Source organism: Bacillus pumilus, from assembly GCF_024498355.1.
Classification (GTDB): domain Bacteria; phylum Bacillota; class Bacilli; order Bacillales; family Bacillaceae; genus Bacillus; species Bacillus pumilus_P.
In genome coordinates, this window is sequence record NZ_CP101833.1 from 3,240,721 (window position 1) to 3,261,192 (window position 20,472).

The 20,472-nt window shown below is 42.4% G+C and carries 23 protein-coding genes; 1 reads left to right on the top strand and 22 read right to left on the bottom strand.

Going from position 1 to position 20,472, the window contains the following annotated elements; all coding sequences use genetic code 11:
• Position 1: 1 nt before the first annotated feature.
• The 20 genes from atpD to prfA all read right to left on the bottom strand — a co-directional run bounded on the left by atpD (position 2) and on the right by prfA (position 16,652).
• Entirely contained in the window at positions 2 to 1,423 is a 1,422-nt protein-coding gene (gene atpD, locus NPA43_RS16555) for a F0F1 ATP synthase subunit beta (protein WP_099726498.1), read from the bottom strand.
• Positions 1,424 to 1,447: 24 nt separating this feature from the next.
• Positions 1,448 to 2,314: a F0F1 ATP synthase subunit gamma gene (locus NPA43_RS16560; RefSeq protein ID WP_099726499.1), complete on the bottom strand. Its 867-nt coding sequence runs from the start codon at positions 2,312 to 2,314 to the stop codon at positions 1,448 to 1,450.
• Positions 2,315 to 2,402: 88 nt separating this feature from the next.
• On the bottom strand, positions 2,403 to 3,911 hold the full coding sequence (gene atpA, locus NPA43_RS16565; protein ID WP_099726500.1) for a F0F1 ATP synthase subunit alpha: 1,509 nt from the start codon (positions 3,909 to 3,911) through the stop codon (positions 2,403 to 2,405).
• A gap of 16 nt (positions 3,912 to 3,927) precedes the next feature.
• The gene (locus NPA43_RS16570) at positions 3,928 to 4,473 is read right to left on the bottom strand and encodes a F0F1 ATP synthase subunit delta (protein ID WP_099726501.1); all 546 of its coding nucleotides are present in this window, start codon (positions 4,471 to 4,473) and stop codon (positions 3,928 to 3,930) included.
• Positions 4,470 to 4,991, bottom strand: a complete 522-nt coding sequence (gene atpF / locus NPA43_RS16575; RefSeq protein ID WP_099726502.1) for a F0F1 ATP synthase subunit B — start codon at positions 4,989 to 4,991, stop codon at positions 4,470 to 4,472. Before atpF ends, NPA43_RS16570 begins: the two co-directional genes overlap by 4 nt.
• Positions 4,992 to 5,111: 120 nt before the next feature.
• Positions 5,112 to 5,324, bottom strand: coding sequence for a F0F1 ATP synthase subunit C (atpE, locus tag NPA43_RS16580; RefSeq protein ID WP_003214968.1), 213 nt, complete (start codon positions 5,322 to 5,324; stop codon positions 5,112 to 5,114).
• Between the two features lie 49 nt (positions 5,325 to 5,373).
• Positions 5,374 to 6,108 carry a F0F1 ATP synthase subunit A gene (atpB, locus tag NPA43_RS16585; RefSeq protein ID WP_003215198.1) on the bottom strand — a complete coding sequence of 245 codons (735 nt, stop codon included), beginning with the start codon at positions 6,106 to 6,108 and terminating at the stop codon, positions 5,374 to 5,376.
• A 7-nt stretch (positions 6,109 to 6,115) separates the two neighbouring features.
• Positions 6,116 to 6,499: an ATP synthase subunit I gene (locus tag NPA43_RS16590; protein ID WP_099726503.1), complete on the bottom strand. Its 384-nt coding sequence runs from the start codon at positions 6,497 to 6,499 to the stop codon at positions 6,116 to 6,118.
• Between the two features lie 496 nt (positions 6,500 to 6,995).
• Complete coding sequence (gene upp, locus NPA43_RS16595) at positions 6,996 to 7,625, bottom strand: uracil phosphoribosyltransferase (protein ID WP_003214553.1); 630 nt, start codon at positions 7,623 to 7,625, stop codon at positions 6,996 to 6,998.
• A gap of 147 nt (positions 7,626 to 7,772) precedes the next feature.
• Positions 7,773 to 9,020 (bottom strand): serine hydroxymethyltransferase, encoded by a 1,248-nt coding sequence (glyA, locus tag NPA43_RS16600; RefSeq protein ID WP_105927222.1) that lies wholly within the window; start codon positions 9,018 to 9,020, stop codon positions 7,773 to 7,775.
• A gap of 177 nt (positions 9,021 to 9,197) precedes the next feature.
• Positions 9,198 to 9,737, bottom strand: coding sequence for a TIGR01440 family protein (locus NPA43_RS16605; RefSeq protein ID WP_034318309.1), 540 nt, complete (start codon positions 9,735 to 9,737; stop codon positions 9,198 to 9,200).
• 12 nt (positions 9,738 to 9,749) lie between these two features.
• Positions 9,750 to 10,199: a ribose 5-phosphate isomerase B gene (rpiB, locus tag NPA43_RS16610; protein ID WP_099726505.1), complete on the bottom strand. Its 450-nt coding sequence runs from the start codon at positions 10,197 to 10,199 to the stop codon at positions 9,750 to 9,752.
• A gap of 141 nt (positions 10,200 to 10,340) precedes the next feature.
• On the bottom strand, positions 10,341 to 10,799 hold the full coding sequence (locus NPA43_RS16615) for a low molecular weight protein arginine phosphatase (protein WP_099726506.1): 459 nt from the start codon (positions 10,797 to 10,799) through the stop codon (positions 10,341 to 10,343).
• 63 nt (positions 10,800 to 10,862) lie between these two features.
• The gene (locus tag NPA43_RS16620) at positions 10,863 to 11,417 is read right to left on the bottom strand and encodes a manganese efflux pump MntP (RefSeq protein WP_099726507.1); all 555 of its coding nucleotides are present in this window, start codon (positions 11,415 to 11,417) and stop codon (positions 10,863 to 10,865) included.
• A 60-nt stretch (positions 11,418 to 11,477) separates the two neighbouring features.
• Positions 11,478 to 12,530 (bottom strand): L-threonylcarbamoyladenylate synthase, encoded by a 1,053-nt coding sequence (locus NPA43_RS16625; RefSeq protein WP_256499692.1) that lies wholly within the window; start codon positions 12,528 to 12,530, stop codon positions 11,478 to 11,480.
• Positions 12,531 to 12,691: 161 nt separating this feature from the next.
• Positions 12,692 to 13,135 carry a GNAT family N-acetyltransferase gene (locus NPA43_RS16630; protein ID WP_099726509.1) on the bottom strand — a complete coding sequence of 148 codons (444 nt, stop codon included), beginning with the start codon at positions 13,133 to 13,135 and terminating at the stop codon, positions 12,692 to 12,694.
• A 63-nt stretch (positions 13,136 to 13,198) separates the two neighbouring features.
• Positions 13,199 to 13,855, bottom strand: a complete 657-nt coding sequence (gene spoIIR / locus NPA43_RS16635; protein WP_256499077.1) for a stage II sporulation protein R — start codon at positions 13,853 to 13,855, stop codon at positions 13,199 to 13,201.
• 232 nt (positions 13,856 to 14,087) lie between these two features.
• Positions 14,088 to 14,567 carry a hypothetical protein gene (locus tag NPA43_RS16640; protein ID WP_283775101.1) on the bottom strand — a complete coding sequence of 160 codons (480 nt, stop codon included), beginning with the start codon at positions 14,565 to 14,567 and terminating at the stop codon, positions 14,088 to 14,090.
• 143 nt (positions 14,568 to 14,710) lie between these two features.
• Entirely contained in the window at positions 14,711 to 15,595 is an 885-nt protein-coding gene (prmC, locus tag NPA43_RS16645) for a peptide chain release factor N(5)-glutamine methyltransferase (protein WP_099726512.1), read from the bottom strand.
• The gene (gene prfA / locus NPA43_RS16650; RefSeq protein WP_034660298.1) at positions 15,585 to 16,652 is read right to left on the bottom strand and encodes a peptide chain release factor 1; all 1,068 of its coding nucleotides are present in this window, start codon (positions 16,650 to 16,652) and stop codon (positions 15,585 to 15,587) included. Before prfA ends, prmC begins: the two co-directional genes overlap by 11 nt.
• 210 nt (positions 16,653 to 16,862) lie before the next feature.
• Between prfA and racA the strand changes: the two genes are divergently transcribed.
• Complete coding sequence (racA, locus tag NPA43_RS16655; protein ID WP_099726513.1) at positions 16,863 to 17,411, top strand: chromosome-anchoring protein RacA; 549 nt, start codon at positions 16,863 to 16,865, stop codon at positions 17,409 to 17,411.
• Between the two features lie 232 nt (positions 17,412 to 17,643).
• Here racA and NPA43_RS16660 read toward each other — a convergent pair whose 3' ends face one another.
• Together NPA43_RS16660 and malS are read right to left on the bottom strand one after the other, a co-directional pair.
• Positions 17,644 to 18,600: an AEC family transporter gene (locus NPA43_RS16660; RefSeq protein ID WP_099726514.1), complete on the bottom strand. Its 957-nt coding sequence runs from the start codon at positions 18,598 to 18,600 to the stop codon at positions 17,644 to 17,646.
• 89 nt (positions 18,601 to 18,689) lie between these two features.
• The gene (malS, locus tag NPA43_RS16665; RefSeq protein ID WP_230030614.1) at positions 18,690 to 20,390 is read right to left on the bottom strand and encodes an oxaloacetate-decarboxylating malate dehydrogenase; all 1,701 of its coding nucleotides are present in this window, start codon (positions 20,388 to 20,390) and stop codon (positions 18,690 to 18,692) included.
• Positions 20,391 to 20,472 lie beyond the last annotated feature (82 nt).

Consider the following 20,472-nt stretch of genomic DNA (forward strand, 5'->3'; position numbering starts at 1 on the left):
ATTAGGCCTCTACACCCATCTCTTTGGCTTTTTCAACCACTTCTTCAATGCGTCCAACTAAGCGGAATGCATCTTCTGGAAGGTGATCGTATTTACCAGATAAGATTTCCTTGAAGCCTTTAACAGTTTCTTTCAATGGCACGTAAGAACCTTTTTGGCCAGTGAACTGTTCTGCTACGTGGAAGTTTTGAGATAGGAAGAATTGAACACGACGTGCTCTGTGTACCACAAGCTTATCGTCCTCAGATAATTCATCCATACCTAAAATGGCAATGATATCTTGTAGCTCTTTATAACGTTGCAATGTTTGCTGAACTTCACGCGCAATCGCATAATGCTCTTCGCCAACAATCTCAGGTGCAAGTGCACGAGATGTTGATGCAAGTGGATCAACCGCTGGGTAAATACCCATTTCTGTCAGCTTACGCTCAAGGTTCGTCGTTGCATCAAGGTGAGCGAACGTTGTGGCTGGAGCTGGATCCGTATAGTCATCCGCAGGTACATAGATCGCTTGAATCGATGTAACCGATCCTACGTTTGTAGACGTGATACGCTCTTGCAGCTGACCCATTTCTGTTGCAAGTGTCGGCTGATAACCTACCGCTGAAGGCATACGTCCAAGAAGGGCTGATACTTCAGAACCTGCTTGTGTAAAACGATAGATGTTATCGATGAAGAACAATACGTCTTGACCTTGTTCATCACGGAAATGCTCTGCCATTGTCAAACCAGTTAAGGCAACACGCATACGTGCACCTGGTGGCTCGTTCATTTGACCGAAGACCATCGCTGTTTTTTCGATAACGCCAGAATCTTTCATTTCGTAGTAAAGGTCGTTTCCTTCACGTGTACGCTCTCCAACACCAGCGAATACAGAAATACCGCCATGTTCTTGTGCGATGTTGTTGATTAATTCTTGAATCAGAACGGTTTTACCTACACCGGCTCCACCGAATAGACCGATCTTTCCACCCTTGATATAAGGAGCTAGAAGGTCAACAACTTTGATACCTGTTTCAAGAATTTCAACTTCTGTAGAAAGTTGATCAAAAGAAGGCGCTTGTCTGTGGATTGGATCTCTCTGAGCTTCCACACCAAGTGGCTCATCTAAGTCAATGTTATCTCCCAGTACGTTGAATACACGTCCAAGTGTTACGTTACCAACTGGTACTGAAATTGGTGATCCAACGTCTACAGCTTCCATGCCGCGCTTAACACCGTCTGTTGATGCCATTGCGATGGTTCTCACTGTATCATCACCTAAATGTAGTGCTACTTCTAAAGTTAAGTCGATATCAACTTCACTTTCGCTTTCCGCTTTATGCGAAACTTTGATCGCATTATAAATCTCAGGCAAGTGACCGTCTTCAAAACGAACGTCTACGACTGGTCCCATGATCTGACTGATGCGTCCTGTTTTCATTGCATTCCCTCCTGACAATTATTTCTATTCTAAGGCAGCTGCTCCGCCGACAATTTCTGTAATCTCTTGTGTAATCGCTGCTTGACGAGCACGGTTATAAGAGAGTGTCAGGTTGTCGATCAATTCTTTCGCGTTGTCTGTTGCACTCTTCATTGCTGTCATTCTTGCAGCATGTTCACTGGCTTTGCTGTCAAGAAGCGCACCGAAAATCAAACTCTCTGCATATTGAGGAAGGAGAACTTCTAGAATTTCTTCTTCAGAAGGCTCAAACTCATAAGATGCGGAACGTTTATTTGGTGTCGCTGCGGCCGAAAGGTCCGTTAGCGGCAATAATTTTTTCTCTGTTACTTCTTGTGAAATGGCACTGACAAAATGGTTGTAGAACATGTAAAGTTCATCAAACGCTCCATCAGAGAACATTTGAACTGTACTGCTTGCTAATTCTTTAATATCAGCAAACGCTACTTCATCACCAAGCCCTGTTACTTCAGAAATAACTGGAATACCGCGCTTTTTGAAGAAGTCGCGTCCGATTTTACCAATGACAATCACCGCATATTCATCAGCGGATTGATGACGAGATTGAATGGTTTGGTAAGCGGCACGCAAAATCGAGCTGTTAAAAGGTCCTGCAAGCCCTCGATCAGATGTAATGACGAGATACCCTGTTTTTTTGACAGGTCTTGAAAGAAGCATTGGGTGCTTAGCACTTGTTCCAGTTGCTATTGCTGCAACGACTTCTTGGATTTTCTCCATGTAAGGAACAAAAGACTTCGCATTGTTTTCAGCACGATTCAGTTTCGCAGCTGATACCATTTGCATCGCTTTTGTGATCTGACTCGATTTTTTCGTTGACGTGATCCTTGACTTAATATCGCGTAATGAGGCCAAAGATTTCACCACCTTTTTTCAGGAATCCGTGTTCATTTACGTGAAAAGAGAGAAAAAGAGAATCTTTTTCTCTCGGAAAGATTACTAATTAGTTGCTTGGCGCAAACGTACGTTTAAAGCCTTCGATTGCTGTATTCCACTCTTCATCAGCAGGCATGTTTCCTGTTTGAGAGATTGTATCGAACAAGTCTTTATGGTTTTCTTCAATGTACATGAATAACTCAGCTTCAAAACGTTTGACATCAGCAATTGCCACATCGTCTAAGTATCCTTTTGTCAGTGCATAAAGAATCGCTACTTGTTTTTCAACTTTAAGCGGTTTGTTCAAGTCTTGTTTTAAGACTTCAACTGTTCTTGCACCACGGTTTAATTTCGCTTGAGTCGCTTGGTCTAGATCAGATCCAAACTGAGCGAATGCTTCAAGCTCACGATATGAAGCAAGGTCCAAACGAAGTGTACCTGCTACCTTTTTCATCGCTTTGATTTGTGCAGAACCACCTACACGGGATACAGACAATCCTGCGTTTACTGCTGGACGTACGCCTGAGAAGAAGAGATCAGATTGTAAGAAGATCTGTCCATCTGTGATCGAAATCACGTTTGTTGGGATATATGCAGAGATATCACCAGCCTGCGTTTCTACGAAAGGCAATGCTGTGATAGAACCGCCACCCTTTTCGTCACTAAGCTTCGCTGCACGTTCTAATAAACGAGAGTGAAGGTAGAAAACATCACCAGGGAATGCCTCACGACCTGGAGGACGACGAAGCAATAATGAAAGCTCACGGTAAGCTGCCGCTTGTTTAGAAAGGTCATCATATACAACAAGTACGTGCTTGCCGTTATACATGAATTCCTCCCCCATCGTTACACCTGCATATGGAGCAAGGTAAAGAAGTGGAGCTGGCTGTGATGCAGAAGCTGTCACAACGATTGTGTAATCAAGCGCACCATGCTTACGTAGTGTTTCAACAACGCCACGAACTGTTGATTCTTTTTGTCCGATCGCTACATAGATACAGATCATGTTTTGATCTTTTTGGTTTAGGATCGTATCAATTGCAACAGATGTTTTACCTGTTTGACGGTCACCAATGATCAATTCACGCTGTCCACGTCCGATTGGAATCAAGGCATCAATCGCTTTAATTCCTGTTTGAAGCGGCTCATGTACAGATTTACGATCCATAACGCCTGGTGCTTCACTTTCGATTGGACGTGTTTTGCTTGTTAAGATTGGACCTAGTCCATCAACAGGCTGACCAAGTGGGTTCACAATACGACCGATTAACTCTTCACCTACTGGAACCTCCATGATACGACCTGTACGTTTTACGTCATCACCTTCGCGGATATCTTTGTAAGGTCCTAAAATAACGATACCTACGTTAGACTCCTCAAGGTTTTGAGCCATACCCATTACACCGTTAGAGAACTCAACCAGTTCTCCTGCCATAATGTTGTCAAGGCCATGTACACGCGCGATACCGTCCCCTACTTGAATGACTGTACCGACATCTTTTACTTCGATTTCAGATTGATAGTTTTGGATTTGCTGCTTTATCAGCGCGCTAATCTCTTCAGCTTTGATACTCACTAAGGTTTCACCCCTTCTAACGATTTTCGCCTGCAAGCTGACGTTCAATGCGGGAAAGCTTTCCGCTGACACTGCCGTCATAAATGCGGTTTCCGATACGGATTTTCACTCCGCCTATTAGATCCTTGTCAATCACATTTTCAACACGCAGTGATGTGACTCCGGCTTTTTTGGCAAATACTTCAGATAATGATTGAATTTCAGCCCCGCTAAGCGGTTTAACTGAATACACGATCGCATCGTCTATTTGTTTCGTACGGTTTGCAAGTTTCACAAACTCAGACGTCATTTCAGGAAAAATATTCGTGCGTCCGCGGTCAATCAGTAAATACATTGTGTGCAATACATAAGTTGAAACACCTTTGAAAGCTTCTGCAATCAAATGTTTCTTTTTGTCTGCCGTAATCTTCGGATGAACAAGAAAGTCGTTCAGTTCTTGATCAGCCTTTAGCACTTTTTTGATCTCATTCAGCTCTTTTTCAGTTTCGTCTACTGCCGAAGAAGCAAGAACGATGTCAAAAAGAGCAGAAGCGTAACGCTTAGAGACAATAGTTACGCTCATCGGCTTTCGCCTGCCTCTTTAAGATACTCTTGGATCAATTTCTCTTGTGCTTGCTCATCAAGTTCTTTTTCAATCACTTTAGAAGCAATTAGCACAGATAGTGATGCAACCTGCTCACGCAGCGCAGCCACAGCTTGTTCTTTTTCTTTCACGATTTCAGTTCTAGCAGATTCTTTCAAGCGCTCTGACTCTTGACGTGCTGCTTGAATGATTTCTTCTTTTTGTTTCTCACCAAGCTTTTTCGCATTTTCGATGAGTGTATGTGATTCTTCACGTGCTTCTTTCAATAAAACACGTTGTTCTTCAAGAAGATTTTCAGCTTGAACATGCTTTTGTTCAGCACTTGAAATTTCATTTCCTATATAATCTTCACGCTGCTTCATAATACCTAATAAAGGTTTAAGCGCAAATTTCTTTAAAAGTGCAAGCAGGATGAGCATAGCGATCAGCTGGAATAACATATCCCCGGCGTTGAAACTTAAGCCTCCTGCTCCTAAAACCACTGGTAACTGAGACATTTAGTACGGCAACTCCCTTCTTCAAATAATATGTTAAGAAACAAAACATAAAGGAATGGCGAAGTTTCGAACTAATCTGATCTTCGCCATTAAAATTCATATTAGAACGCTTCTCACATATTAACCAAAGAATGCCAAGAATGCGATAACGACAGCGATAATTGGAAGTGCCTCAACTAAAGCGACCCCGATAAACATAAGTGTTCTTAGTTCTCTACCAGCTTCTGGCTGACGAGCGATTCCTTCAACTGTTTTAGATACGATTAGACCGTTACCAATACCTGCTCCTAGTGCTCCTAAACCGATTGCAATTGCTGCTGCTATTAAATTCATTAAAAAGCTCCTCCTTTAAAATAACGTCCTTTTTGGACTCTCAATTTTTTTAGTGTTCGTCGCTGACTTTATGGGATATGTACACCATTGTCAGCATGGTGAAGATAAATGCCTGGATTGTTCCGACAAACAAACTGAATGCCTGCCATACAATCATCGGCACGATGGCACCTAATGTACCAACGATACCAAGCGCAATGTTTTGCGTGTAGAAATTGGTCGCAAGTCCTGCAAGTAAACCAAGAAGAATCTCTCCAGCGAAAATATTTCCGTAAAGACGCAAACCAAGTGTTAGCGTGTTTGCAAATTCTTCAATAAGTTTCAATGGTACTAAAAGCGGAATTGGTCTAAAGTAGTCTTTCGTATATTCCTTGACTCCTTTTGCCTTGACACCGTAGTAATGTGTCAATCCCATGACCATAATCGCTAGTGTCATTGTGATTGCTGGGTCTGCTGTTGGTGATTTCCACCACAAGTTGTGATCGACCGTAATCGAGAATGGCAGTCCAAGCATGTTTGAAACAAATATGTACATGAGTAATGTAACGCCAAGCGCTAGAAATGGGGCTCCTGTTTTCATGTCCATCGAACTACCTATGATATTTCGAACAAAATCAACAATCCATTCCATGAAGTTCTGCGCCTTTGTCGGACGAATAGACAGAACACGAGTAGTCAGCACCGCTATGAGAAGAACGATGATACTAGCAATCGTAATCATGAGAACATTGGATAAGTTGAACGTTAACCCTAAAAATTCTGTAGTTTTTGAACTGTGACCCAAAGAGTATTCACCTCTCTTCCATAGTAGAACGTTTAAGTTGAATGAAGGAATCTATCATAATGACAGGATATATTGTCATTAATCCTATAACAACACCTGCCAGATGAACTTCATTAGGGTAACGCCAAGCAATCGCTACTGCGAGAATCGCGTTGGCCCACCTGGCTGTACTTCCCATTGAACGAATGGATTTTCCTTTTTTAACCGCCCGATCAAAAGCGTGCATTCTCCGTATAAGTAGGAATAAATTAAAGAAAGCAAAAATTGTGCCGATAATGAAACCGAGGAACAGTGGTTTAAAACCAGGCATGGCATAGCCAAACACAAAAATTGCCAATAGATACAACATGTATTTACTCTGTCTGCGGAAAATCGCGTTTGGATCGTTCATTCATCTGACTCCCGATGAAAAATATTGTAAAAAAGGTGATAAATGGTGATGAAAACTGCGTAGAAGACGCTGATGATAAGACGTCCTGTTCGAAAAAAATCAATCACCCATCGGTCTAATTACACAATCAGACTTGGAATCTTTAGATCTATGGGATGCTGCTTCATTCGCTGATACAAACCCTGATAATTAAAGGGTTCACAATGAGGATTAGTAGAGTGCTATAGGCTATGAAAACCTTACCATAATACCCTCGTTTAGCATACAATAGCGTCTATGATGTGTCAATCCGTTGAAAGTTAAAAAACTTTTCTATAATGATAGAGCACACAAAATGTTCACAATTTCATCAAACTTTAGGAGACACGTGACATTCATTGAAAAAAACAGCTAATGTTCAGTATACATTGATTTTTCTAAGAACGATATCAACCGTTTGTCATATTTTTCAAAAAACCCACATGCACGTTTGCATGTGGATTTCATTTGAACATTCTTATTTTGTTCCATACATACGGTCACCAGCATCACCAAGGCCTGGGATGATGTAACCTTTTTCGTTTAATTTCTCATCTAATGCTGCAATGTAGATATCCACATCTGGATGATGTTTTTGCATTTCTTCTACACCTTCAGGGGCAGCAATCAGACACATGAAGCGGATGTTTTTCGCACCGCGTTTTTTCAAGCTGTTTAACGCTTCGACTGCTGAGCCGCCAGTTGCAAGCATTGGGTCTACGACGATAAATTCACGCTCTTCCACATCAGATGGAAGCTTCACATAATATTCAACAGGCTTTAATGTTTTCGGATCACGGTATAAACCGACATGTCCCACTTTAGCAGCTGGAATGAGCTTCAAAATCCCGTCTACCATTCCAAGACCTGCTCTTAAAATTGGCACAACACCGAGTTTTTTCCCTGAGATCACGTTTGATTTAGCTACTTGTACAGGTGTTTCTACATCTACCTCTTCAAGCGGTAAGTCTCTTGTGATTTCGAATGCCATTAATGTGGCGACTTCATCCACTAGCTCTCTAAATTCTTTTGTTCCTGTATGAACGTCACGAATATATGTAAGTTTGTGCTGAATTAGCGGGTGATCAAATACATAAACCTTTGCCATTGCTTGCTACAACTCCTTCTCTGTCATCTTCCGGTGAACTTTGCACACTTCCTACAATTCTACATAAAAAGACATCATCTTTCAATATGATTCGCAAATCCTACAAAAAAAACCCACATGCCAAAAATAGGCAAATGGGTCTGCTTTTTAATAATCTAATTCATTATATAGAGGGAAGCGGGCAGTGAGATCAGACACACGCTTTTTCGCCTCTTCTAATTTCGCTTCATCTTCATGATGTTTCAGAGCAAGCGCAATAATGGAACCAACTTCTTTCATCGCTTCTTGATCGAACCCGCGGCTTGTCACTGCTGCTGTACCTACACGTACACCACTTGTGACAAATGGTTTCTCTGGATCATAAGGAATCGCATTTTTGTTCACTGTGATGCCGATTTCATCTAGAACATTTTCTGCAATTTTCCCTGTGATGCCAAGAGTACGCAAGTCGATGAGAACTAGATGGTTATCTGTTCCACCAGATACAAGCTGAATATCCTCAGATAAAAGTGTTTCAGCTAGTTGTTTTGCGTTATCAATCACGTTTTGTGCATATGTTTTGAAATCTCCGTTCAATACTTCACCGAAAGAAACAGCTTTTGCAGAGATGACATGCATCAGTGGTCCACCTTGAATACCAGGGAAGATCGATTTGTCGATCTTTTTACCAAACTCTTCACGGCATAGAATCATTCCGCCGCGAGGTCCGCGTAAGGTTTTGTGTGTTGTCGTTGTCACAAAATCTGCGTAAGGAACTGGATTTGGATGAAGACCTGCTGCAACAAGACCCGCAATGTGAGCCATGTCGACCATAAAGTAAGCACCGACTTCATCAGCAATTTCACGGAACTTTTTGAAATCAATTTGACGTGGGTATGCACTTGCACCCGCAACGATTAGCTTCGGCTTATGCTCACGTGCTTTTTCAAGTACATCTTGATAGTCGATATGCTGTGTTTCTTTATCTACACCATATTCTACAAAGTTGTATTGTACACCGCTAAAATTTACAGGGCTTCCGTGTGTTAAATGCCCACCATGTGATAAGTTCATGCCTAGCACTGTATCGCCATGCTCAAGAATTGTAAAGTATACGGCCATATTCGCTTGAGCACCTGAGTGAGGCTGTACGTTCACATACTCAGCGCCAAAAATTTCTTTTGCGCGATCACGTGCGATATCTTCTACAACGTCTACATGTTCACAGCCGCCATAGTAGCGTTTACCAGGGTAGCCCTCAGCATATTTGTTTGTTAAAACTGAGCCCTGTGCTTCCATGACTGCTTCGCTTACGAAGTTTTCTGATGCAATTAATTCGATTTTGTCCTGCTGGCGTTTCCGCTCTAGTTGAATTGCTTTGAATACTTGTGCGTCTTGCTCAGGTAAATGTTTCATCAGCGAAATCCTCTCCAATCTATTTCCATTCGATGTTTTCACCATCTCATTGTACACGGTTTTTGAGTAAAATGTAAAAGTTTTTTTTGGAAAATGGACTTCTTTTTTATGAAAAACCGAATATTAAAGGGGTGAAGCGTCTTCATCATTCAACATTATATTAGAAATATAATCGAGCTATGATCTTGTATAAACTGCTCGTTCTCCGCCAATCAGCTTCGGACGTGTTTTCGCAAACGTCACGTGCGCTTGTCCTAATTGATGTCGACTAAGACGGACAGGAACGGCTACTCGCTTTAAGTGCATTCCAATCAATGTATCGCCGATATCAATTCCTGCATGCGCCGTAATGGATTCAACTAACACAGGGTGTTCCATTTGCTGATACGCATGAGCCGCCATAGAACCCCCCGCCTTACGAACAGGTACTGCGGCCACAATTTCTAGGTTCAGCCGGAAAGCCACTTCTTCTTCAACGACGAGGGCACGATTGAGATGCTCGCAGCACTGGAAGGCCAGCTCAATACCAGTCTCTCTTCTTAGCTGGTCCAGCTCTTGATAGATGGCCTCCGCAATTTGCTCGCTTCCTGCTGTACCAATATGTTCGCCAGCCACTTCCGACGTACTGCAGCCAATCACTAAAATTTGGCCAGCACGCAGTTCGACTGCTTGATGAAACTCTTTTAACATTTCAAGCCAATCTTGACCAATGTTCATGTTAAGCGCTCCTTATAGGTGCTTTTCTTCGTAATCAGCGATTTTACCAATCCGCGTAGCATGACGTCCTGCCATAAATTCTGTCGTCAGCCAAATGTGTGCGATCTCACGTGCTAGTCCCGGTCCAATGACACGTTCTCCCATCGCAAGAACATTTGTATCATTATGTTCTCTCGTTGCTTTCGCACTAAATGTATCATGTGCCAGCGCACAGCGAATGCCTTTCACTTTGTTTGCTGAGATGCTCATGCCGATGCCTGTCCCGCAAATTAAAATACCACGATCGACTTCTCCGTTTGCCACCATATTGGCTACAGGAAAAGCATAATCTGGGTAGTCTACAGATCCTGATCCACATTCACAACCCATATCAATGTATTCAATCTTCAATTCATCCATCAGTTGCTTGATTTCTTCACGAATATTCGTTCCGCCGTGATCGGATGCAATGGCTACTTTCATCGGGCTATTCCTCCTAAGGGTGAGTTGATCTGTCATGTCTTACATTCATTCTTTATTCACAGTTATATTTTAACCTCTGCCTAGTCATTTGCAAACAAAAGCAGAAAAACCGTTTTCGCAACGGTTTTACAGGTTGTCCATTTATGAGGATGTTCTATCCTTTTTCAGTTTTTCAGCCAGCTGATAAAGCAATGCTTCTAGTTCATCACGTGTTTCCTGATAAACAGCAAGACTTCCTCCAAATGGATCGGATACATCGCCTTCTGTCCCTGTCGCAAATTCCTTTAATGTGAAAACCTTCTCTTTTGCATGTGCATATTGCTCCACAATCAACTGTTTATGCTGAATCGTCATGGTGAAAACGTAATCAGCTTCGTGAAGAAGATCCTCTGTCAGCAATGACGATGAGTGATTGAGTGGAATGCTTTTCTCAAATAATGCTTCGACCGCTTGCGGAGAAGCCTTCCCCTCATTCGAGGCAAAGATGCCCGCTGATTTTACAGTGGCCTGCAAACCTTTTTCATCCGCAATTGAAGCAAAAAGGGCTTGAGCCATCGGACTTCTGCATGTATTTCCAGTACAAACAAATAAGATATTCATCATTCGCCCTCCTTTTCTTCTATTATATAGGATTTCATTCTACATGTTATGTAAGGAGACTGGCTATAGCGGGAATAATAATTTGATTCCAAAGGCTAGTAAAATGATGCCGCCAAGCGCCCCGCTATATGAACCAATCCATGAACGGACCTGTTTACCGAGTAATAATCCGAGCCACGTAAGCATCATACTAAAAAAACCAAACAATAAAATGGTCATCCACACCCGAGAACCGTAAATTCCCAGGCTTAAGCCAACGGAGAAACTGTCTAAGCTCACACTTGTCGCAAAAAGAACGAGACCAGTACCAACAGGCGCGATAAATGGTTTATCCTCTTTTCGGATAGACGCAATGATCATTTGCAGCCCCAGCACCAAAAGCAGCGCCCCTCCGATATAGGTTGCAAGGAGACCGAGCCAACCAGATAAAAGCTGACCTGTCAGCATGCCAAAAAGCGGCATAAACATATGAAATATCCCAATGACAAGTCCAATATAAATGATCTGGCGGAACCTCAGCTGAATCATCCCCATCCCAAGTCCAACCGAAAAGGCATCCATCCCAAGCGCAAAAGCCATGATACTGAGTGTCAGCAATTCGCCAGCTAGTTCGTTCATGTAAATCCCCCTTGGACACGCATTCTCCTTTAACCTATGTTTGTCCAAGAAAGGTTAGAACTATTTGACCGAAGAGAGTGTACGCCCTCCTGCCGCTTTTTGCAGACGGTTCATAATGGCAGAACCAACACCCTGCTCTGAAAAGGCTTCTGAAATGATCATGTCTACATCCGTCTCATCAAATTGTCTCAGCACACGATATAGGTTTGCAGCAACAGTTTCAGGCTTCTCTCTCCATCCACAACTGTAAACAACATCTGCCGTAAACAACGATTTCTTTTCTTCTGTTGTGAGTACACCAACTTTTTTCCCCTCAGCCTGGTACTTTTGAATGTGACGCTGCATCTCTTCATCACTTCCATAAAAGATATACATATGTGCTTCAGGTGCATAATGTGTGTATTTCATCCCTGGCGATACTGGTGCCTCGTCCTTTTTCGTTAACCCTGGATCGACGCTGACTGTCCCCACTACTTCTTCTAAAGCTTCTTTTGTAATACCGCCCGGCCTTAAAATCACTGGAATTTCGTCTACACAGGATACAACCGTTGACTCAACGCCAATACCAGTAGAACCACCATCGACAATCCCAGCAATTCTTCCATCGAGATCACTCGCTACATGGTCAGCTAGTGTCGGTGATGGTTTCCCTGAGCGATTGGCACTCGGTGCGGCAATTGGCAGACCAGCTGCTCGGATGAGTTCAAGTGCAATGGGATGATCAGGCATTCTCACGCCAACTGTGGATAGACCCGCTGTGACCTGCTTTGATAAAGTGCCCGGTTTACATGGAAGAACAATGGTTAAGGCACCCGGCCAAAAGGCATCCATCAGCGCCTTCGCTTTTTCATTTTCTATTTGTGCAAATTCATGAAGCTGCTGAACGTCCGCAATGTGGACAATCAACGGATTATCACTTGGACGCCCTTTCGCTTCATAAATTTTCATGACGGCCTCTGTCTCTTTCGCATTTGCCCCTAGTCCGTAAACGGTCTCTGTCGGGAAAGCGACCACTTCGTTTTGCTGTAACAGCAGGGCTGCCTGTTCAATTTGTGGATAGTATGTGGATAAATCCTTTTCTAAATCCACAGACCACCTTTTTGTATTTAACATCATACAAACTCCTTTTAAAAAAGATAAAACTGTTGATATATCTCAATTATCCTTTTGAAAGTATAAAAGATGACGCTAAATAAAACAAGCGTTGTCCACAATTTGTGGATAACGCTCGTTTAACAGTGGATAAGTATGTGTATAAGTCCAGTGTTTTGTGATTAACTGACCTTTTTTTGCAGTACCACGGCCTGTTCTTTCCCCAATGACTCTTTTGCATGCGCAGATACCAACACGCTATCCGGAATGCTCTCTAAAGGTGTGAATCCCATTAATGCTAAAAATTCATGTGAGGATGAATGGTTTGCTACGACATAAAAGGTATCCACACCTATTTTTTCTCCCAGCGTTTGAACACTTTGGAATAAAGAAACAATGTGCCCCTGACCAAGTTTATCTGAAATGACAAGTGACCGCAGTAACCCCTCTTGTTCATTTAGCCGTTCAAGACCTAAGCAGCCTGCCAGCTGCCCGTCCCCATCTTCCATGACAACAAAAGTCGTACACTCTGCAATCGTTACTCCGCCTTTCGCTTGTCCCTTTTCAAGAAACGCATTGATAGCTGGGGCATCATCTTCTGTGGCTATTCTTAATTGATAATACATGCTTTCACCTCTTTTTGATCTCTTACTTCAACTCTATGAGGCAAAAACAGATTTATACCTTTTTTAAGAGAAAAGACTAGAGACCCATTCGAACAGAAAGAATTTCACTTCTCCAGTCTCTTCCTCCTCTTCTTTCACCACTTCATTGACGGACTCACCTGTTTGCTGCTCTGCCACTTGGTCTTCACCATCCCCTTCTGGCGAGGCAATCGCTTCTCCATTTGAAAAGTCGATAAAGCAGAGAGGCGGGAATAACACACACCACCAATTGGCTCCGTCCCCTTCCCCAAGCGTAATTAAAATGGCTTCATATTTCCCAGCAGGATAGACGAAATTTCCATAAAGCTTTGTTGGAAAAGAAGCTTTTTGAAAACTCACTGATACGGATTGATCAATGTGTTGTTCTTTCAATTTTGCTTTCGCAATACGATTGATTTCTGGCAGCTTTGAACGAATGACACGTCTTGCTTCTTCAATGGATGTCAGGTCTTTGACCCACTCGGTCATATTGGCATTGACCTCATCTCGAATGCTTCTTTTCACATCCTGATCCGCCGATCGATCACTATTTGCTAAAATTCGCAATCGAATCGCTTCATCTGGTATCACAACAGGCTGGTTTGCAGAAGCAGCCGCTGTCTCCTCCCGGCCAAGGTTTGCAAAAGCACCGCATAATAATAGAAACATATAAAGACAAATCATCATTTTACTTTTCAACATGATGTGTTCCCCCCACTTTTTCTCTTCGCTACAAACATTGTGTCCAGGAAACTCATCTCTTAAACAGCAAACATGATTTTTTTAATAGATTCTGAGTCAAACTTCCGTTCAGCGTAATAGAAAGCCCTTGAAGTCTAGGAAGGACGAGTTCCGGAGCGAATGAACGATTCGTTAGCACCGGCACGTGATAAAGAACATGAGGGTTTGTCTACACGCTGAAAAGCCGTTCAATTTAAGAACGGCTTTGGAGTGAGGATTGGTAGTCAGAGGGGTACAGTCTCCCATCCCAATCACGGCTGATTTTCAAACCTGATTCTGTTTGGATGACAGTCATTGCCCCCTTTTTCTCAATTTCTTTTTTGATTTTTCCGTTTTGATCAATAAATTGAATGATCATTTCATAGTCAAATTCAATTCTGTCATCGCTTTCATCTGAAGGCGTAAACTTAATTTTTTTCAGCTTAATTTGACAATCTTGATCCTTGGCTGCTTCTAATACGTTTGGAAACATGCTGTCTTGTGTATATTCTTGATATTCATGCTCGGTTAAATAAAACTTCAACTTCTCCTTCATGTCAGATAGGTCATCCGTTCGATTCACTGTGTATTGTGCTTTTTTATAGCTTTCTCCAAATGCTGCTGCCTCTTTTTTAAAGCTCGGTTTACCGCAAGCACTCACAATCAATAGTACACTGACGATGACCAACACCATCGCATACCTTCTGTTCACACCATTCGCTCCTTCAAAACAAATTTATGTAAAAAAATCTTTGATCAGAATGTTCATTCTTTTATATATACGTTTCTCTTTTACCATAAGTTTCATCTTTACATAATAAAATAGTCCGACTTTATTCAGCCGGACTTTTCGTTTTGAATGTGTGCGCAAACAGCTCGGTCCTTCTCGTTAATATCCTTAACGATGCGAACATCAGCTGCAGGAAATGCCTGCATGAGAAGCGCTTTTACATCTTGCGCTTGCGTGTGTCCAATTTCAAAGACGACTACCGCCTGCTCGCTCAGTACGTTGTGGAGATCATGAACGAGCCGCTGGTAAAACCACAGACCGTCACGTCCATCCGTCAGCGCATTGACTGGCTCATGCTTTGTGACAACCTCTGATAGACTGTCCATTTCTTCTACGGCAATATAGGGTGGATTGGAAATAAACAAATCCACTTTGATGCCTTGATCTATGACTGGTTCAAGTAAATCTCCATGTAAAAAATGAACGTCTGCACCAAGCGCTTGTTGATTCCGCTTCGCTACCGCAAGTGCATCACGTGAGATATCAGTCGCTGTGACAGATAGAGATTCCTTTTCAAGAGCTAACGTAATGGCGATTGCCCCGCTTCCTGTGCCAACATCAACTGCTTTGAGCGGCTGATCGTGCGGGAATACGTCACCTGCCATATTGAGCGCTGCCAGTACGACTTCTTCCGTTTCAGGGCGAGGAATGAGCACATGTTTGTTCACCTCGAAGGGACGACCATAAAAGAATTCAATGCCTGTTAAATGCTGCACAGGCACTCCAAGTTTGTGCTGTGTGACAAACTCGCTGAACAGTCGATCTTTCTCTTCTGGCAGCGGGTCATGAAAACGCGCAAGAAGTTCACTTCTGCTCCATCCAAGTACATGCATCAGAAGAAGCTCTGCTGCATTTTGATCTCTACCGGCTTCCGTTAACAAAGAAGAAGCCCATTTAAGGGCTTCAAAAATCGTTCGCTGATTATTTTGCATTTTGAAGCTTTCTTGCTTGGTCTTCCATAATTAATGCATCTATGACCTCGTCAAGTTTTCCTTCTAAAATTTGATCGAGCTTTTGAATCGTCAACCCGATGCGGTGGTCCGTTACACGGTTTTGCGGGAAATTATACGTACGGATACGCTCTGAACGATCCCCTGTTCCAACAGCAGATTTACGTGTTTGATCATATTCAGCTTGTGCTTCACGCTGGAATTTATCATAAATTCTCGCCCGTAACACTTTCATTGCTTTTTCTTTGTTTTTGATTTGCGACTTCTCATCCTGACAGGATACAACGACACCTGTTGGAAGGTGAGTTAATCGAACAGCAGACATGGTCGTGTTTACACTCTGTCCGCCAGGTCCGCTTGATGTGAAAGTATCTACACGGATGTCTTTTTCATGGATATCAATTTCAACTTCTTCAGCCTCAGGCAAGACAGCAACTGTCGCTGTTGATGTATGAATCCGTCCGCCTGATTCTGTTTCCGGAACACGCTGCACGCGGTGTGCGCCGTTTTCAAACTTTAGTTTGGAATATGCGCCTTTCCCGCTGATCATAAAGATAATCTCTTTATAACCGCCAGTTCCAGTCACACTCGCTTCCATGACTTCCGTTTTCCAGCCTTGCATTTCAGCATAACGGCTATACATACGGTAAAGATTTCCAGCAAAAAGCGCGGCCTCTTCCCCTCCTGCTGCACCACGAACCTCCACAATAACGTTTTTGTTGTCGTTCGGATCTTTCGGGATCAGCAAGATTTTCAGCTCGTCTTCTAAACGTTCCGTTTCCTCTGTGAGCTCTGAAATTTCTTCTTTGACCATGTCGCGCATCTCGGCATCCAGCTTTTCTTCCAGCATTGCTTTCGCTTCGCTCAACTGGTCGTATGCCGCACGATATTGTCTATATACCTCAACAGTTTCTTGAATATCAGATTGTTCCTTCGAATATTCACGAAGCTTCTTAGGGTCGTTCACCACTTCAGGATCACTTAAATATTCATTTAGCTTTTCATAGCGTTCTTCGATTGATTTTAAACGGTCTAACATGGTCTTCACCTCTGTTTTGTGCGTAACAGTCTAATTATAGTATAGCGGGGTATGACAGTCAAAAAAATTTCCAAAACAATTGATTTTCTGCGATTTTTCGCTAGAAAGCACGATCTTTGGCGATTGGTTACTTGTTTTGTCTAACGTGAAGGAACAGGTCCTCCCTGAAGAGAATGGTACTTATAATTGAAAAAAGGGAGGGCATTTGGCTTGAATACAAATGAGGTTGCAAAAGAAATTGGTGTTTCTTCAAAAACGATTCAGCGTTGGGTTAAACAGCTCAACATCCCTGTCGCCCGGAATGAACTTGGACATTATGAATTTCATGAAGATATTGTACAGCTGCTAAAAGAAGTCAAACACCAAATGAGTGAAGGGGTGATCCTCCAAGACATTCGACTGCCAATCCATGAGGAAACAGTTCGTCAGTTATCGTCTGCTGTAGAAACTGATGAATCTACACAAAGGTTTGAAGCATTAGAAGAGCAAGTGAAGCAGCTACTTCAGCAGCAATCACACGTCCATGACGTTGAAGTGCGTTTACAAGAGCTCGAACGGAAGCTGGCTAAAAAAGCAGATGAAGGTGTGTCCTATCAGCTGCTCCAGCATCGTAGAGAAATTGAAGATTTAACCACTAAACTTGAACGCCTCGCAGCCACACTCAAACAACCGTCTCAAGTAGAAGAAGACAAGGAAATCGAGCGCCCTAAGATCAAAAAGAAGCGTATGCTTTTCCCTCTGTTTCATTCATTTCGCTAAGAAAGGCTGCCTGGTTAGGCAGCCTTAGATTGTTGACAAAGGGCTAAAATAATCTTTATTTTAGCCCTTTGTCTTCTTTTCAGCGTGATAGAAAACCTTTGCAGTCTAGGAAGGACGAGCACTGGAGCGGAGCGAATTTGACATTCGTGAGCACCAGCGCGCAGGACTGACAACGAATGCGAGGGTTTGTCTACACGCTGAGGCTGCCTAGTTAGGCAGCCTTTCTACTATATTATACGGTAAGTGCAATAATGATCGGCAATGTAATTAATGACATGATTGCACTGATGACAAATGCGGATGCAGTCTCCGCTTCTTGTTTTTCAAATCGTGTTGCGATCATCGCTGCAACGGCTGAACCTGGGAAGGCAACAAGTAATACAGCTTTTGTAATTTCATCTGCCGAAAGACCCATAAGAATGGCGATAAAATACATAAGTAATGGTTGTACAGCTACTTTTAGCAATGCGATACTGAATGCTGGTAGGCTGAATTTAATCTTACGGATACCAACAGTGACACCGACTGCAAATAGCGCAACCCCTGATGTAACACTTCCAATTTCCTCTAACATTTCGTGTCCGATTTCAGGAAGTTTAAACCCTAAAAGAACAAGAATGATACTCGCTAGTGGTGCAAGTGCAAGCGGCTCTGATAAACCGTGCAAAATGGCTTTTGTTGTCATTTTCAAGAAGCTTTCGCCGTCTTTGGCTTTTCCTTTTGTTTTTTCACCGACAGTTGACACAATAATCGCAATTGGATCAAGCAATGCATTTACAACTATTCCGGTAATTGCAATCGGAATTGCAACTTCTTGGGCCCCAAATAAACTGCCTAGGACCGGAATCCCCATAAATGCAAAGGTCGGTTGAGCTGAGTTTAACGAAAAGATAGATGAATCTGTTAAATCATATTTAAAAGCAAATTTCGTAACAAGAAGGATAATGATATAAAAACCAACGATTCCTAAAATCAATGCAACGAAGAACGGAATTTGACTATAGAATTTATCTTTTGGTGTTGACAGAATGCTGGCGATAAAGTGCGCTGGCAAAGCATACTTTGTAACAAGTGTGCTTACACCTTTTGCAGATTTAGCGTCATAGCTGCCGAAGTTCCCTGCGAACCAACCCAGCGCGATAACGAAAAAAATCGGTGCTAGGAGGATCAAAATATTTAAAAAGTCCATCTTACTATTCCTCCTTAAATCCTTTACATGTTTCAATTTATTGCGGCATTGTTTAGATTACCCTAAACAACGCCGCATGACATATTTTATTATGCTCTTACAATTTTTTTATATTCAGGAGTCCACATTGCGTCTTTCACAGCTTGTTCGATGTTGTCAGGCGTTTTTCTTGCGACCCCATCTTCAATTGCTGCTTTCGCTACTTCAATTGCCACATGGATTGACACTTCTTGCAATTTATCAATGCTTGGAAGTAGGCCAGCACCTGGTTTTTTGTGATCAACCATTTCAGCGATCGCATTCGCAGAAGCGACGAACATTCCTTTTGTGATGATTTTTGATTCCGTTACGATAGAACCAAGACCAAGTCCTGGGAAAACGAAGGCATTGTTTGATTGTCCGATTTCATGTTCGATGCCATTATACTCAACATTTTCGAATGGGCTTCCTGTTGCAACAAGTACACGGCCGTCTGTCCATTTAAATAGATCCTCTGGCACTGCCTCAGCAAGTGGTGTCGGGTTAGACATTGGCATGATCACTGGACGTTCTGTATGAGCTGCCATTTCTTTAATGATTTCTTCAGTGAATGCGCCGCCTTGACCTGATGTACCGATTAGGATCGTTGGCTTCACTTTGCGAACGGTTTCTGCAAATGAAATTTGTCCTTTTTCATCACGAGCCCAGCCCTGAACTTCGTCAGATGAACGAAGATACGGTTTTTGGAAATCAAGCACTTCATCTTCAAATTGATCTGTTAACAATCCTCTGTAGTCTAATGTCCAGAAGGCATTGTTTGCTTCTTCTTCAGTCAGACCTTCAAGTACCATTGTGTCACGCACTTGATCTGCGATTCCGATACCAGCTGAACCAGCTCCAAAAATCACAACACGGTGATCTTTCAATTGAGTACCAGTTTTCTTGACAGCGGCAAGTACTCCCGCTAAAGTAATGGCACCAGTACCTTGAATATCATCATTGAATGTTAAGATGTTGTCGTTGTATTTTTTCATGATGTTACGCGCATTTTTGTTTCCAAGGTCTTCCCAGTGAAGCAATGCTTTCGGGAAGAATTTAAGTGCTGCTTTTACATAAGCATCAATGAATTCTTCGTATTTTTCACCTTGTACACGTTTGTGGTGGTTACCGATGTATAATGGATCATTCAATAATTTTTCATTGTTTGTTCCAACATCTAATACAACTGGAATCACGCGGCTTGGATCAATACCTGCTGCTGCAGTGTAAACAGCTAATTTACCGATTGCGATGTTGATACCACCAACACCCCAGTCACCAATTCCAAGAATACTCTCAGAGTCAGTTGCAACGATTAGATCAATATCGCCAGCTGTTGCATGTAAGTTTTCAAATGCTTTCTCAATGCCGTCAATGTTGTCGATTGAAAGATAGACACCATGAGGTCTTCTGTATTCATGGCTGTATTCTTGAATCGCTTCACCAACAGTTGGCGTGTAAACAACAGGGAGCATTTCACGAAGCTTGTCTGTAAGAAGCTTGTAGAACAATACTTCGTTACGGTTTTGCAAATCACTTAAGTATACGTTTTGACGAAGACGATCTGGCTGAGCTAGAAATTGCTTGTACGCTCTCTCCGCTTGCTGTTCTAAAGTCAGAACAGTTGGAGGAAGTAATCCTTCTAGTCCAAGCTCTTGTCTTTCTTCTTCAGAAAAAGCAACGCCTTTGTTCAACGTTGGAATCGATAATACATCTTTACCTGTTAAAGTGGTTTCGAGGTACCCTTCTTTTGTTTTCTTCACGTTGTTCATCAAAAACTACCCTCTTTCTAAAATATAAATAAAGTTAACTATTAATCAAAAGAATGATTAAGGAGAAAAATCCTTAATCAAA

Coding starts and splice junctions, on each gene's coding strand:
- atpD (WP_099726498.1), bottom strand. CDS start 1,423: ATGAAAACAGGACGCATCAGTCAGATCATGGGACCAGTCGTAGACGTT.
- NPA43_RS16570 (WP_099726501.1), bottom strand. CDS start 4,473: ATGAGCGTAACTATTGTCTCTAAGCGTTACGCTTCTGCTCTTTTTGAC.
- atpF (WP_099726502.1), bottom strand. CDS start 4,991: ATGTCTCAGTTACCAGTGGTTTTAGGAGCAGGAGGCTTAAGTTTCAAC.
- atpE (WP_003214968.1), bottom strand. CDS start 5,324: ATGAATTTAATAGCAGCAGCAATTGCAATCGGTTTAGGAGCACTAGGA.
- NPA43_RS16590 (WP_099726503.1), bottom strand. CDS start 6,499: ATGAACGATCCAAACGCGATTTTCCGCAGACAGAGTAAATACATGTTG.
- upp (WP_003214553.1), bottom strand. CDS start 7,625: ATGGCAAAGGTTTATGTATTTGATCACCCGCTAATTCAGCACAAACTT.
- glyA (WP_105927222.1), bottom strand. CDS start 9,020: ATGAAACATTTACCTGAGCAAGACGCACAAGTATTCAAAGCAATTCAA.
- NPA43_RS16605 (WP_034318309.1), bottom strand. CDS start 9,737: ATGAACATTGGTCAAGATTGGCTTGAAATGTTAAAAGAGTTTCATCAA.
- rpiB (WP_099726505.1), bottom strand. CDS start 10,199: ATGAAAGTAGCCATTGCATCCGATCACGGCGGAACGAATATTCGTGAA.
- NPA43_RS16615 (WP_099726506.1), bottom strand. CDS start 10,799: ATGAATATCTTATTTGTTTGTACTGGAAATACATGCAGAAGTCCGATG.
- NPA43_RS16620 (WP_099726507.1), bottom strand. CDS start 11,417: ATGAACGAACTAGCTGGCGAATTGCTGACACTCAGTATCATGGCTTTT.
- NPA43_RS16625 (WP_256499692.1), bottom strand. CDS start 12,530: ATGTTAAATACAAAAAGGTGGTCTGTGGATTTAGAAAAGGATTTATCC.
- NPA43_RS16630 (WP_099726509.1), bottom strand. CDS start 13,135: ATGTATTATCAATTAAGAATAGCCACAGAAGATGATGCCCCAGCTATC.
- spoIIR (WP_256499077.1), bottom strand. CDS start 13,855: ATGTTGAAAAGTAAAATGATGATTTGTCTTTATATGTTTCTATTATTA.
- NPA43_RS16640 (WP_283775101.1), bottom strand. CDS start 14,567: ATGGTGTTGGTCATCGTCAGTGTACTATTGATTGTGAGTGCTTGCGGT.
- prmC (WP_099726512.1), bottom strand. CDS start 15,595: ATGCAAAATAATCAGCGAACGATTTTTGAAGCCCTTAAATGGGCTTCT.
- prfA (WP_034660298.1), bottom strand. CDS start 16,652: ATGTTAGACCGTTTAAAATCAATCGAAGAACGCTATGAAAAGCTAAAT.
- NPA43_RS16660 (WP_099726514.1), bottom strand. CDS start 18,600: ATGGACTTTTTAAATATTTTGATCCTCCTAGCACCGATTTTTTTCGTT.
- malS (WP_230030614.1), bottom strand. CDS start 20,390: ATGAACAACGTGAAGAAAACAAAAGAAGGGTACCTCGAAACCACTTTA.